A 13851-nucleotide genomic window follows, 5' to 3' on the forward strand; every position below is an offset into this window, starting at 1 on the left:
GCGCCGCGCAGCGCTACAGCAACTCGGCAATCTGGCGGGCCAGACGCGCGCGAGCCTCGTTGGGGTAGTTGCGGTTCGCCAGAATCACAATGCCCCACTGCTTGCTGGGCACGAACGCCACGTAGGCGCCAAAGCCGTTGGTAGAGCCGGTCTTGTTCACCCAGGTGCCGGCTTGCGGCGGCCGCGCTGGCTGCAATGGCTGCACGGCGCGGGTGGCCAACGCCACGGAACTGGCATTGCCGGCGGCTAGGTCTTCCAGCGTCACGCTGTCAGGGTATTGCTCCCAGACCATGCCCTGGGTCATGGCGCCCACGGTGAAATAGCCGGTTCGGGTCGCGACTATGGCCTCTTGTAGTGGACGTTCAAGGGGCACGCGGCCCAGGTTCGCTTCGATAAACCGCAGCAAGTCATTGCTATTGGTCTTGATCCCGTATGCCTGAGCCGCCAGTGGCCCGGGGTTGACCCTGACGGGCTGGTTGTCCTTGGTGTAACCCTGGGCATAACGGCTGCGCTGCGCCTGGGGCACGTCCAGGTAGGTGCTGCGCAAGCCAAGGGGAGAAAACAGGTGCTGCTGTATGGCCGCTGGGAACGGTTGCTGCAAGGCCCTGGCGGCGACGATGCCCAGCAGGCCGATGCTGGGGTTGGAATAGGTGCGATGGGTGCCGGGGGCATAAGACGGCTGCCAGGCCTTGAGGTAATCCAGCGCCTGGGCATCGCTGCTTATCTCATCGGGAAATTGCAGGGGTAGGCCGCCCGCCGTGTAGGTCGCCAAGTCGAGCACCCGCGCCCGCGCCACGGCGCTGCCCGCCAGCTGCGGCACATAGCGTGCCGCGCTGGCGTCTAGAGCCAGAAGGCCCTTGGCCTGGGCGTACTGGGCCAGCGTCGCGGTAAAGGTCTTGCTCACCGAGCCCAATTCGAACAGCGTCGACTCGTCGACCGCCTGCTGGGTTTCCCAGGAGGCGACGCCAAAATTGTAGAAGTGCTGTTGGCCGTTGACGCTGACTGCGATGGCCAAGCCGGGGATGTCGTATTGCGCGATGACCCGTTCGGCGGCCGCGCGCACATGGGCGTCGGGGGCGGATGCGGCGGCCTGAACCCCGCAGGAAAATGACAAGGCAAAACAAAAAATGGCGGTCAAGCGCATAACGGGCCTATCGACAAGAACAAAGGGAAGAGCCGTTGCGCACTATAACCGACAAGCCGGCGGAACAGAGTTTGCATAGCTGTGGCTGCCCTGCCCCCTTTGTGAGGTTTCTACCCATGCGCCACCTGGACACCGATGCTTTAGCTGCCTTCGTTGCAGTGATCGACTATGGCGGCTTCACGGCGGCGGGCGCGCGGATCGGCAAAACCCAGGCGGCGGTCAGCCTGATGCTCGGGCGCCTGGAGAGCCGGGTCGGGCGCAAGTTGATCGAGCGTTCGCGGCGCGGGGTGGCGCTGACCGAACATGGCGAGCGGCTGATCGGCTACGCGCGGCGTATTCAGATCCTCGAAGATGAAGCCTTCCTTGCCCTGCAGGGCGAAACCGAGGCCTCGCGCATTCGCATCGGCATGCCCGATGACTACCTGGAAAGCATTGGCTGCGTGCTGATGCAGGGGTTCAGCGAGCGCTACCCGCACCTGCAGGTGGAAATCATCTGCGACTTCTCCAACCGCCTGGAAAACCTGCTCGCCGACGGCAGCGTTGACCTGGCCATTGTGACCCGCGCCGACGGCCGCGAAAACGGCGACCTGCTGCGCAGCGAAGCGCAATTATGGTGCGCCGCACCGGGCCAGTACCCGGAACGGAGCGGCGTATTACCGCTATCGTTGTTCGCCGACAATTGCCGGGCGCGCCCGCGCATTCTCGAGGCGTTGGACAAAGCCCAACAGCCGTGGCGGGTGGTGAGTTCCTCGTCGCACCTGCCCGGCGTGCTGCATGCCGTGCGCACCGGGCTGGCGGTGACCGTATTACCCGCCTCGGTGATCCCGCCCGGCTGGCGCCTGCTGGGCGAAGCGGAAAACCTGCCCACCCTGCCCGGCCTGGACCTGGCGCTGATGGTGCCCGAACATGCGCCGCTGAACGCCCGACGCCTGGCCCAGTTTGTCCGCGAGCACTTTCAGAGCAGCCCGCCCGCCTGCGCCGTCAGCGCTTGAGCAGCGCCTGCGCCGCCGCAGCGTAGCCTTGATACAGGGCTTCGCAAGCCGGCTCATCATGGGCGAAGGTTAAATACACCCGGCCATAGGCTGAAGGCATGCTCATGACCCCATGGCGGCGTAAGGCGCTGTGCAGGTCGAGGGTCCATTGCGGGTCAGCCAAACGGCTGGCCTGGGTGTAATCGCGAGGGGGCGTGGGGCTGTTCCAGCAAGTGAAAACCGTGCCATAGCCGCTGCTACAGATGGCCGCGCCCTGCTCAGCGAAAGCTTCGGCAATCCGTTCGCGCAAGCGCTCGCCCCGCGCCAGCAGCCCGGCGTAGTCGCTGACGGCCAGTTGCGCCAGGGTCGCCAGCACCGCCGCGCATGCCGGAGGGGCTCCGCTGTAAGTGCCGGCACGAACGATGCGGCCTTCCTCGAATAACCCCATCAGGGTTGGGCGACCGACCAGTGCGGCGACCGGTATGCCGCTACCAATGGCCTTGCCCAGGGTGGCCAGATCGGGCTCGGCGCCCAACAGAGTGCCGCTCAGGCCGCAGTGCAGGCGAAAGCCCATCAGCACTTCATCGAGGATCACTAGCGCGCCGTGTTGGTGGGCCAGGTCGCTGAGGGCTTTCAAGTATCCGGGCGCTGGGGCGATACACCCGGCGTTGGCCAATACCGGCTCGACCAGCACGGCGGCGATGTCCGGGTATTCGCGGAACAGGGCTTGGGCGTCCGCCAGGTCGTTGTAGCGCAACAACACAATACCGTCGCGCTGCGGGCGGGGTCCGGCGGCCATCTGCGCTGCGGCGGTGCCGGCATTGCCGAAGGCGATCTGGTCATACCAGCCGTCATAGCCGGCAGCGAATTTGGCGATCAGCCGCCGCCCCGTAGCCTCCCGCGCGGTGCGGCAAGCCAAGTGCACCGCTTCGCTGCCGGTATTGAGAAAAATCACCTGGCTCAGGTCGCCGGTATAACGGGTGAGCGCCGCCGCTGCTTGCTCCTCGGCGGCATGGGCGAAGGACGGCATCGGCCCGTTGCGCAGGGCTTGGCAGGTGGCCTCCATCACGGCCGGGTCGGCATGCCCGAGCATGCTTGCGCCAAAGCCCAGGGCCGTGTCGAGGTAACACTTACCCTCGCTGTCCCACAGGTAAGGCCCCTGGGAACGGGTGACCTGCAAAGGCGTGGCGCCGATTGAAGGCAAAGCGCGGCCGGCGCTGGAAATTCCACCGATTAGATGCGTCATGTGTGTTCTCGATCAATAAGGGAAAGTCAGTAACCCATGACCCGTGGCAACCATTGGGTCAGCCCGGGGAAAGCGATTAACAGGCCGATGGCCACGGCCGTGGCAAACCAAAACGGGATCAGGCGCCGTGACACCGAGCCGATGGCGACCCGGCCGACGTTGCACACCACGAAAATATTGGTGCCGATGGGTGGCGTGAAGAGGCCCCAGCCCAGGGTCATGGTGAAGATCAAGCCGATCTGGTACGGCTCGAAACCGGCTGCCTTGGCCACAGGCACGAGGATCGGCGCCAGAATGATCATCGCCGGGCCCAGGTCGAGCCAAAAGCCCACCACTTTAAGCACCAGCACCACCAACAGGATGGTCGCGATGGGCCCGGCGTGGGTGCCGACAATCCACGAGGCTACGGTGTGCGGCACCCGTTCGAAGGTGAGGATCCAGCCGAAGGGCATCGCCACAGCCATGATGATCATCACCGAACCGGTGATAATCACCGCTTCAGTCATGGCCGGGAACAGGTCGCGCCAGCTCAACTGGCGGTAGACCACGGTGCCCACCAGTAGCGCATAGAGCACCGACAGCGACGCCGCCTCCGTGGCGGTGGCGAACCCGCTGACGATCGACCCCAACACCATGATCGGCATCAACAGTGCCGGCGATGCGCCCCACAGGTCGCGTAGCAGTTCTTTGAGCACGAAGGGCTGGTCGCTTTTCGGGAAGTTTTCCTTCAGGCCGACCAGATACGCGGTGAGCATAAAGGTCGCTGCCAACATCACCCCCGGAAGCACCCCGGCCATGAACAGGCCGCCAATCGAGGTGTTGGTGAGTACGCCATACATGATCAGGATCACACTGGGCGGCACGATAATGCCTAGGGTGCCCGACGCCGCCGTCACTGCCGCCGCGAACGCCCGCGGGTAGCCGCGCGCCTCCATCACCGGGATCATCACTTTGGCCACCGTGCCGGTGTCCGCCGTGGCCGAGCCGGTCAGGCCGCCGTAGACGAACGCGGTCGCCACGTTGACCAGGCCCAGGCCTCCGCGCAGCCGGCCAAAGCAGTGTTCGGCGATGCGCATGATGCGCACGGTCAGGCCACCACGGTTCATCAACTCCCCGGCCAACAAGAACAGCGGGATCGAAGCCAGGGTGGAAGAGTCAGCGCCGCGTAGGGTTTGCTGGGCCAGCCACGCGACGGGCAAATGCAGGTCGCCAAAGGTCAGCGCGGCAATGCTGCCGCCGGCCATGGCCCAGACCACCGGCAGACCGGCCATGAGCAGGCAGAAAAACGCCAGGAATAAAATCAGCACGGTCATAGTGGGCGCTCCCGACGGCTGTAGAGACGGCCCAGGCGCACCAGCGCCAGCATGGCCAACATCGCAGCGGCGCTGACCAACGCCAGGGTGGTCAACCCGGCCGGCCAGCGCAGCACCGGGCTGGGGGTCCAGCCAGAGCGCGCCAGCACCGCACTGCCGCTGTACAGCAGCCAGCCGCTGACAATCAACAGACCGAGGCAGGCGACCCCATCCAAGACGCGCCTTGCCGGGGTCGGCAGCATGTTCACCAAGCCCTGGAAGCGCACGTTTTCGTCACGCAATTCGGCCAGTACCGTGCCAATAAAGGTGACCCAAATAAACGCCAGGGTAGCGATCTCGAACGACCATTCGAAGCCATGCAAGTTGAAGTAGCGCGAGAACACCCCCGCCAGGGTGGCGAGGAAGGTGATTAGAAACATCACCACCCCCACCCCCGCGAGCAGGCGTTCGGGCCATGAGCGCAGGGGCTGATCAGGGTGCAGGGTGGCCGCCATGGTTATTGCCCCTGCACGTCTTTACGCAATTTGGCGACGAACTCGGCGCCCCAGACCTTGCCGAATTGTTCATACACCGGGGTGCTCAGGGTGCTGAAGGCGGCACTGTCGACCGGGTTGAACTTCACGCCCTTGGCCTGCATTTCCTGCTGGATCTTGGCGTACACCGCATCGAGTTGCCCACGGTACCAGGCGGTGGTGTCAGCGGCGGCCTGGGTCACCACGGCGCGGTCCTTGTCGCTGAGGGCGGCATAGCGGTCGTTATTGATAAACCAGAAATTGGCCGACCAGACGTAGTTGGACAGCGACACGAACTTCGCCACCTCGAACCATTTCTGGTCATAGAAATCCCGCAGCTCGGGCTCCACACCGTCCACCACGCCGGACTGCAACGAGGTGTACACCTCACCGAACGGAATCGACTGGCCCAGCGCGCCCAATTGCTTGATGGTCGCCAGGATCACCGGGTTTGGCGGGGTACGTACCTTCAGGCCGGCCAGGTCGGCGGGCTTAGTGATGGGGTGCTTGCTGTTGGCAAACTGGCGAAAACCGGAGTCCAGCGCGCCGAGCATGATAAAGCCGCGGTCCTGGCCCATGCTCAGGAAGGTTTTCCCGGCAGCGCTGTCGAGGTAAGCGTGCACCGCCGCCGCATCCTTGAACAGGAACGGCAACGACAGCGCGTTCAACCGTGGGTCGATGCCGTCTGCCGACCCTCCCAGGCCGATATCAATGGCTCCGGCGCCCACGGCATCGACGATGGGCGCTTCGTCGCCCAGTTGGCCATCCGGGTAGATCTGCACATTCAAGTCACCGCCGGTGTCTTTACTGACCTGATCTGCGAAGCGTTGCATGGCCTGGTTGATCAGGCTCTCACTGCTCGAGGCATGGGCCAGGCGCAGGGTCTCAGCGGCCATGGCACTGCCCATGGACAAGGTTAACGCCAGGCCGAACAGGCCTGACAATAAGCGCGAAGTGGGGAATGGGCAGAGTAAGGACATGGCGAATACCTCGGGGTGGCTGACGCCCGATTTATCCGTTTTGCGCGGCGGCGGGTCAAGCAATGCGCGAGGTTTGGCGATTAAGATGCGAAATGCGGGTATACGTTTATTTATGCGGGGGGGTTGGCGAGGGCAAAAGCTCGGGGGCAAGGCCCCCTCCTACGGTCGACAACATTTCATATCAAATATGTCGCCAACCGTAGGAGGGGGCTTTGCCCCCGAGCTTTTGCGCTCTCGAACACAAATTTCCCAGACACCACAAAACGGACCGTCAGTAGGCCGAGTGGAGGCACTGCGCAGCTGGGTGCGAGGCAGGAGCCGAGCAAGCGCTGTAGGGCCAGGGACGGCCCTTCAGCGCGTCCCGGCGGGAGCAGTGCCGCAAGGAGGGAACCCGAAGCGCAGCGTAGGGCCGGATGTAGGGACCCGGGTTTTGGTTACTTTTGCCGCAAAAGTAACCCGCCGTAAGGGCGGAAGGGGCCAGGCGCAGCAGCGCAAATGTCGGATAAGCCCACAGTCAAACGTTTTCCGGCTGCCGCTTAGAAGCGATACCCCAACCCCACCATATACACCCAAGGGTTCACATCCATATCCACCTTGGCCCTAACCCCCAGCGCGGTGTTGCTGACGAACGCGTCGGTCTCGATGTCGATATAGCGCAGTTGGGCGTTGATCATCACGCGGTCGGTGAGCATGTAATCGGCGCCGATTTGCGCCGCCCAACCCCAGGAATTGCGTGCATGCAAGTTATCGAAACCGGCGGCTCGGGCGTTGCTGCCAACGGTCTCGTCGTAGATCCAGGTGTAGTTGAGGCCTGCGCCGACGTAGGGCTGAAACCTGGATTGCTTATCCAAGGGGTAGTACACCAGGCTCAAGGTGGGCGGCAGGTGTTTGAGCGAGCCCAGTTTGCCGTCGGCAACGCCGTTGGCGGTGCCGCTGATGTGCACATCGTGCTCGAACGGCGTGGCCGCCAACAACTCGACCCCTAGGTGATCGGTGACCATGTAAGCGAAATTCAAACCCAATTGGGTGTCGCTGCCCATGCTGGCCTTGCCGCCCAGGTCAGTGCCCGGCGCGCCACGGTCCAGGCGCACGCTGGAACTTTTCTCGCGCGGGTCGACGGTCACCGCGCCGGCCCGCACGATGATGTCGCCCGCCTCGAACGCCTGTACGGCCGGGGCCGCAATGGCCAAGGTTATAAGGCTAGCGCTGGCAAGGGTAAGTCTAGGCATCGTCGGTCACTCCAAGGGGTCGATTGAGACCTGAAGTGTCTAGAGCCCTACAACTGCCAGCAATCGGCCAAATGGCATAGCCAGCGCCAACATTTAAGAACGAACCGATAGCGGCTCACCTTTAAAGGCCGGCATGTCTTGCAACAGCAGCGCCAGTAGACGGCTGGCGGCGACGCTCAGCTGGCGCCCGAGGCGGCTGACCAAATGGGTTTGTGGGGTCGCGAAAACGGGGTCCTGCAACGGCAGGGAGGCCAGGGTGCCGAGCCGCACGTCCTGCTCGACCATAAAGGTCGGGAGCAACGTCACCCCGCCTTGGGCAGCATAGAGTTTGAGCATGTTCAATGTGTTGCAGGTCAAGGTGGGCGCCAGGCTCAGCCCGGCGCGGTGCTCGGCCTGGCCGAGGATTTGCCGGACTCCGTAGGCCACGCCCGGGAGAGCCAAGCGGTACTGATCGAGCCCTAGCAACGGCACCGCGCCAGCAATACGGGTCAGCGGGTGCTGCGGGTTTACCACCACCCGGACAGGCTGGCGCTGGTGAGCATGGGAGCGCAATTTGGGCTCACCGGGCGGGTTGAATACCAGCCCCAGGTGCACTTCATCATCCAACACCTGGCGAATCACTTCGTTGGTGCCGCACACATTTACTTGCAATTCCACTTGGGGATACAGGGCTGAAAACTGGTTCAAGTGAACTGCCAGCGCCTCGATAAAGCCCTCACCGATGGCCAGGCTGACCGCACCCCCTTGCAAACCGCGCAAGGCCTGCAGGGCGTCGAGCAGCAACTCCTGTTGAGTCAGGTGCTGGCGGTAATAACTGAGTACCCGCTCGCCCGCCTCCGTGGGCTTCACGCCGCGGCGGTGGCGCTCCAATAGCGAAGTCGCCAGTTCATGTTCCAGTTGGGCGATCTGCCGGCTCACCGCTGATGGCGCGACGTCCAGGTAGTCGGCGGCGGCGCGCACACTGCCCAGGCGCACGGCCTCGAAAAAATACAGAATCCTGCGATCTTGCACCGAGCTCATAAGGGCACCTGTGTTGCCTTGAACGCAACAAAAAAACGATTGGGTGATTATTGCGGTGGTGGCAGAGCGCTGTCCATACTCAAGCCATCGCTACTGTGCCTATAAGGAATTCTGATGAACATGACCGTCGGTGTGATCGGCTTGGGCAACATGGGGGGTGGCATGGCCGCTACCTTGGTTCGCAAAGGTTTTGCGGTAAGCGGCTACGACCTCTCAGGTAGCGCATTGGCCCGGGCCGAGGCCCAGGGGGTCAACCCAGTGGCTCAACTCGATGAGCTTATTGCGCGGGTCGACCTTTTGATCCTGTCCCTGCCCAAGGCCGAGCACGTCGAAGCCCTCTGCCTGGGCGCCGGCGGCATCCTTGAACGAGGCCGTGCGGGCCTGCTGGTGGTGGACACCACCACCTCCACCCCTGAAGCCAGCCGCAAGGTGGCTGCGGCCCTTGCCGAAAAAGCCATCGGCTTTATCGACGCGCCGGTTTCCGGCGGCCCCAAGGGTGCTGCTACAGGCAGCATGTCAATGGTCATCGGCGGCAGCGATGCCGACCTGGCTAAAGCCAGGCCGGTACTTGAAGCCATGAGTGGCACCCGCGTGCACATTGGCCCCAGCGGCGCTGGCAACGTGGCCAAGATCGCCAACAACCTCTTGGCCGCGTGCCACCTGATCAGCACCGCCGAAGCCGTGAGCATGGCCGCCAAGGCCGGTGTCGACCCAGAAAAACTGCTTCAGGGTTTGAACGCAGGCTCAGGCCGCAGCGGTGCGACTCAAGTGATGTTTCCCACCTGGGTATTGAATAAAGCCTACGACTCCGGCTTCACCATGGGCCTGATGCGCAAGGACGTCGGCTTGGCCAGCGACCTGTGCGAGAGCCTGGGCCTCGACCTGCCGCTGTCGCGCCAGGTGGCCGCGCTCTGGCAAGCCAGCGCCGAGACCCTGGCCGACGGTGAAGATTTCTGCTGCATCGTGCAGCGCAGCGACAGCCAACTTTACGCCAAAGGGGAATGACCGATGAGCCAGGACAAACTGCTGGACTTGATGCGCCCGTTCTGGGGTGAGCGTGAGACCATCGCCAGTTATGTAGGCGGCGAGTTCATCGACGGTCACGGCGCCCCCATCGAGGTGCGTAACGCCCACGATGACACCCTGCTGCTGAGTTTCGCCGACGCAGACCCCAGCCTGGTGCCTCGCACCGAACAGGCGGCCCGCACAGCCCAGGCGCAGTGGTGGGCGCTGACCGCTCAGGCCCGGGGCCGCGCGATTTACCAAATTGGCGCACTGGTGCGCCAGCATGCCGAGGCGTTGGCCCAGGTCGAATCCCTGACCGCTAATAAGCCGATCCGCGACGCCCAGGTTGAGGTGATCAAAGTCGCCGAGATGTTCGAGTACTACGCCGGGTGGGCCGACAAGTTGCACGGCGAAGTGATCCCGGTGCCCACCTCGCACCTCAATTACGTCACCTACGAACCCCTCGGCACGGTGTTGCAGATCACCCCATGGAACGCCCCCGCGTTCACCGCCGGCTGGCAGATCGCACCGGCCATCGCGGCCGGCAATGCGGTGATCATCAAGCCGTCTGAATTGACCCCCTTGTCGACCCTGATCATCGGCGTGCTGGTGGAGCGCGCCGGGGTCCCCAAGGGCCTGGTCAACGTGATCGCGGGCTATGGCCATAGTATCGGCCAAGCCTTTATCGCCCAGGCCGATCTGCGCAAAGTGGTGTTCGTCGGCTCCCCCGCCACCGGCCGCCACATTGCTGTCGCGGCGGCGCAACGGTGCATTCCGGCGGTGCTGGAGCTGGGCGGTAAGTCGGCCAATATCGTGTTTGCCGATGCCGACCTCGACACCGCCTTGCGCGGGGCCCAGGCAGCGATCTTCTCCGGCGCGGGGCAAAGCTGTGTATCGGGCTCGCGGCTGCTGGTGCAGGACACCATCTTCGAAAAATTCACCCAGGCCCTGGCCGCCGCGGCGCAGCAGTTCAAAGTGGGCGACCCTGGCGACCCCAACACCCAGATCGGCCCGATCAACAACGCCAAGCAATACGCCCACGTCAAAAAGATGGTCGAAAGCGCCGTCGCCGATGGCGCCCGGTTGCTCGGGGACAACGCCGAGCCCCTGCCCCAGGGCCCTGGCTACTACGTAAACCCGACGGTCCTGGCGGGGCACAACGGGCTGGCCTGCGCCCAGGAAGAAATCTTTGGCCCGGTGGTGGTGGCGATCCCCTTCAGAGACGAAGCCGAAGCTATCCGCCTGGCCAATGACAGCCGCTTCGGCCTGGCCGGAGCGGTATGGACCCGCGACGTTGGGCGCGCCCACCGCATTGCCCGGCAGGTACGCGCGGGAACCTTTTGGGTCAACGGCTACAAGACTATCCATGTCAGCTCGCCCTTCGGCGGCTATGGTGAAAGCGGCTACGGCCGTTCATCGGGCCTCGACGCACTGCGCGAATACAGCGAAGTCAAAAGCGTGTGGGTAGAAACCGCCGCACAACCCGCCGCCAGTTTTGGCTACGGCGCCAGCTTGGAATGAGCCTTATGACCCTTTCGCAAAAACTGCTGGACGACGCCACCGCCTGGCGTCGCACGTTCCATGCCGCACCGGAGCTGGGCTTCGCTGAGGTGCAGACCTCACAACGGGTCGCCGACCTGCTGCACAGTTTTGGCCTGCAGGTGCATCGCGGCCTGGGCGGCACCGGCGTGGTAGGCACCCTGCGCGTCGGCGAAGGCCCAACTATCGGCCTGCGCGCCGACATGGACGCCCTACCGATCCAGGAGTTGGGCCAATGCGCCCACAGCTCGCGCCACCCCGGCGCCATGCACGCCTGCGGCCACGATGGGCACACGGCGATTCTGTTGGCCACGGCCCGCCACTTGAGCGAAACCAAGAGCTTTCGCGGCACTGTGCATTTTGTTTTCCAGCCGGCCGAGGAGAACCTTGGGGGCGCGCAGAAAATGATTGAAGACGGCCTCTTCGAGCGCTTTCCCATGCAGGCTATTTATGGCCTGCACAACTGGCCGGGTGCACCGGCGGGCCGGGTGATCATCAACCCGGGGGCGATGATGGCTTCGCTCGATACGTTCGAAATCACCGTGACCGGCAAGGGTTCCCACGCGGCGATGCCCGACCGCGGCTTCGACCCCATCGTGGCGGCGTCGGAGTTGGTCTTGGCGCTGCAGACGATCACCTCACGGCGGTTATCGCCGCTGGACTCGGCGGTGGTCAGCGTGACGCAGTTCAACGCCGGTGAGGCGATCAACGTTATTCCAGAGACTGCTGTGTTGCGCGGTACGGTGCGCTGCTTGCAGACCCCGGTGCGGGAGAAAGTGCAGCAGTTGCTGGGCGAGTTCGTCGAGCAGTTGCCCAAGGCGTTTGGCGCCCGGGGGGCGTTGCAGTATCGGGTGGGTTATCCGGTGACGGAAAACCATCCAGCCTCGGCGGCGCTGGTACGCGATGCGGCGGTGGCGGTTCTGGGGGAGGCTAATGTGCAGTGGGGTTGCAACCCTTCGATGGCTTCCGAGGACTTTGCTTATATGTTGCAGGCGTGTCCTGGGGCTTATGTGTGGATGGGGGTCGATGGCGTGGAGCCTTCGGCGGCTTTGCATAATCCTTATTATGATTTCAACGACCAGGTCATTGAGCCGGGGGTTAGGTTGTGGGCTAGTTTGGTGGAGCGGTCTTTGCCGGTTTAATTGGGCTGCTGGGGAATTGGGGTTTGCAGGGCAAAAGATCGGGGGCAAGCCCCCTCCTACGACGATATGTCGCGGATTGTAGGAGGGGCTCGGGCGGCGCTCCGCTTGGCCCCGATCTCTTGATGTTACTTGGCAAACAGCTGCGTCATGTCTTTAAAAGCTTTGAATTCCAACGCATTACCGCAGGGGTCGAAGAGGAACATGGTGGCTTGTTCGCCGACTTGGCCTTTAAAACGTACGTAAGGTTCGATGACGAAGGCGGTGCCGCGTTGGGTCAGGCGCTCGGCCAGTTGTTCCCATGTGTCCCAGGCCAGGATGACGCCGAAGTGAGGTACGGGGACGTCGTGGCCGTCGACCGCATTGGTGTGGGCTGAGGCCTGTGATTCGGTCTTGGGGTGTTCGTGAATGACCAGTTGGTGGCCGAAGAAGTCGAAGTCGACCCAATGTTCGCTGGACCGGCCTTCGCTGAGGCCGAACACGTCTCCATAGAAATCCCGAGCGGCGGGTAGGTCGTACACGGGGATAGCGAGGTGAAACGGCGATAGGCTCACGGACAAGCACCTTCTGAGGGGAGTTGCCGCTATTTTTACCTAGGGTAAAACTGATTAAAAGCGCATAATTTTCAACCTTAGCCCCACTATTATTGATGAGTCGCGCCGTGATTCGGGAACTCAAGACGTTCGTAGCCGTAGTCAAAACTGGGACTTTCGCCGCTGCGGGCCAGCAGATAGGCCTGACCCAGTCGGCGGTCAGCGCCCAGATCAAACACCTCGAGCAAGTCCTCGGGGTACGCCTGTTCGAGCGCTCCGGGCGCTCGGCGCATCTGAGCGGGGCGGGTGAGCGGGCCGTCGGCATGGCGCAGGAAATTCTCGGCATCTTCGCGCGGATGGGCGAGCCACTGGGCCTAGACGACATCCAAGGCCGCCTGCGCATCGGCGCGATCAACTCGGCGCAGTCCACGCTGCTGCCCAAGACCCTGGTAAAGCTGCGCCAAAGCGCACCGCGCATCGAACCTACCCTGGTGCCGGGGGTTTCCTTGAACCTGCTTAGCCAGGTGGACAGCGGCGAGATCGACCTGGCGCTGATCATCAACCCGCCCTTTGCCCTGCCCAAGGAGATCCACTGCGAAGCGCTGTGCTCGGAAGAGTTCGTACTCATCACCCCGCTGGATGTCAGCGAGCCCTCCCCGCTGCGCATTCTTGCCCAGGAGCCGTTCGTTCGCTACGACCAGGCTTCGTTCGGCGGGCGTTTAGTTACCCGCTTCCTCAAGCAGCAGCGCCTGGAACCTCGCCAGGTGTTGGAGTTGGATGAGCTGGACGCCATCGTCAAGATGGTCGAGCACGGTTTGGGCGTCGCGCTATTGCCCAAAGCCGGCCTGTGGTTCGAGCGCGCGCCCCGCGTCAGGGTCGTGGCCCTGGGCGACGCAGTGTTCTATCGCGAATTAGTGCTGGTGTATCGCCAGGCCCAGGGCATGCCGCGGGCTCGTGAGCTGTTTCGGCAATGCTTGCATGAAGTGGCTCAGGGCGCAGCACCACGGTAGGAAGCCATTCACTGTTTCAAGTTTTTTACATATCTGACACTAACTAGGCAAATAACCCAAGCAACTTTCCGCGATTATAGGCATCACGGAAGATGGTTTAATGACGCCAATTTAAAGGCATATCGCCAAACCTCTCACCGCTATAAAGCGCTCGTTATCGGCCGTGCAGACCGTTCGTCGGCCATAGTGGCTGCCCGCCATCAACAATCG

Annotated in this window: 13 protein-coding genes; 5 read left to right on the plus strand and 8 right to left on the minus strand. The window is 63.2% G+C overall.

The annotated features are described in order from the left end of the window. Positions 1-13: 13 nt before the first annotated feature. Positions 14-1144: a class C beta-lactamase gene (ampC, locus tag QCL65_RS15480; RefSeq protein ID WP_407310114.1), complete on the minus strand. Its 1131-nt coding sequence runs from the start codon at positions 1142-1144 to the stop codon at positions 14-16. Between the two features lie 116 nt (positions 1145-1260). On the opposite strand from ampC, the gene QCL65_RS15485 reads away from it, so the two are divergent. Beyond that, positions 1261-2136, plus strand: coding sequence for a LysR substrate-binding domain-containing protein (locus QCL65_RS15485; protein WP_407310116.1), 876 nt, complete (start codon positions 1261-1263; stop codon positions 2134-2136). On the opposite strand, the gene QCL65_RS15490 is transcribed toward QCL65_RS15485, so the two are convergent. The 6 genes from QCL65_RS15490 to QCL65_RS15515 form a co-directional block, all read right to left on the minus strand. Continuing rightward, complete coding sequence (locus QCL65_RS15490; protein WP_407310118.1) at positions 2126-3361, minus strand: aspartate aminotransferase family protein; 1236 nt, start codon at positions 3359-3361, stop codon at positions 2126-2128. The genes QCL65_RS15485 and QCL65_RS15490 overlap by 11 nt on opposite strands. Positions 3362-3387: 26 nt before the next feature. Beyond that, positions 3388-4674 carry a TRAP transporter large permease gene (locus QCL65_RS15495; RefSeq protein ID WP_407310121.1) on the minus strand — a complete coding sequence of 429 codons (1287 nt, stop codon included), beginning with the start codon at positions 4672-4674 and terminating at the stop codon, positions 3388-3390. Next, complete coding sequence (locus QCL65_RS15500; RefSeq protein ID WP_407310123.1) at positions 4671-5168, minus strand: TRAP transporter small permease; 498 nt, start codon at positions 5166-5168, stop codon at positions 4671-4673. The genes QCL65_RS15495 and QCL65_RS15500 overlap by 4 nt, the downstream gene beginning before the upstream one ends. Positions 5169-5170: 2 nt before the next feature. Beyond that, entirely contained in the window at positions 5171-6166 is a 996-nt protein-coding gene (locus tag QCL65_RS15505) for a TRAP transporter substrate-binding protein (RefSeq protein ID WP_407310125.1), read from the minus strand. Positions 6167-6702: 536 nt separating this feature from the next. Beyond that, entirely contained in the window at positions 6703-7395 is a 693-nt protein-coding gene (locus QCL65_RS15510) for an OmpW/AlkL family protein (RefSeq protein WP_407310127.1), read from the minus strand. 93 nt (positions 7396-7488) lie between these two features. Beyond that, positions 7489-8415, minus strand: a complete 927-nt coding sequence (locus QCL65_RS15515) for a LysR family transcriptional regulator (protein ID WP_407310129.1) — start codon at positions 8413-8415, stop codon at positions 7489-7491. 114 nt (positions 8416-8529) lie between these two features. Here QCL65_RS15515 and QCL65_RS15520 point away from each other — a divergent pair, with 114 nt between their 5' ends. Genes QCL65_RS15520 through QCL65_RS15530 form a run of 3 tightly spaced genes read left to right on the plus strand, consistent with a single transcriptional unit; the run spans position 8530 to position 12101 of the window. Further along, the gene (locus tag QCL65_RS15520; RefSeq protein ID WP_407310131.1) at positions 8530-9420 is read left to right on the plus strand and encodes an NAD(P)-dependent oxidoreductase; all 891 of its coding nucleotides are present in this window, start codon (positions 8530-8532) and stop codon (positions 9418-9420) included. Between the two features lie 3 nt (positions 9421-9423). Continuing rightward, positions 9424-10941 (plus strand): aldehyde dehydrogenase family protein, encoded by a 1518-nt coding sequence (locus QCL65_RS15525; protein WP_407310133.1) that lies wholly within the window; start codon positions 9424-9426, stop codon positions 10939-10941. A 5-nt stretch (positions 10942-10946) separates the two neighbouring features. Continuing rightward, positions 10947-12101 carry a M20 aminoacylase family protein gene (locus tag QCL65_RS15530; RefSeq protein ID WP_407310135.1) on the plus strand — a complete coding sequence of 385 codons (1155 nt, stop codon included), beginning with the start codon at positions 10947-10949 and terminating at the stop codon, positions 12099-12101. Positions 12102-12226: 125 nt separating this feature from the next. Here the strand turns inward: QCL65_RS15530 and QCL65_RS15535 are convergent, their stop codons facing one another. Continuing rightward, complete coding sequence (locus tag QCL65_RS15535; protein ID WP_407310137.1) at positions 12227-12652, minus strand: VOC family protein; 426 nt, start codon at positions 12650-12652, stop codon at positions 12227-12229. 107 nt (positions 12653-12759) lie between these two features. On the opposite strand from QCL65_RS15535, the gene QCL65_RS15540 reads away from it, so the two are divergent. Continuing rightward, positions 12760-13641 carry a LysR family transcriptional regulator gene (locus QCL65_RS15540; RefSeq protein ID WP_407310139.1) on the plus strand — a complete coding sequence of 294 codons (882 nt, stop codon included), beginning with the start codon at positions 12760-12762 and terminating at the stop codon, positions 13639-13641. Positions 13642-13851: the final 210 nt, after the last annotated feature.

The sequence above is a fragment of the Pseudomonas sp. nanlin1 genome, from assembly GCF_045571515.1.
GTDB lineage: Bacteria > Pseudomonadota > Gammaproteobacteria > Pseudomonadales > Pseudomonadaceae > Aquipseudomonas.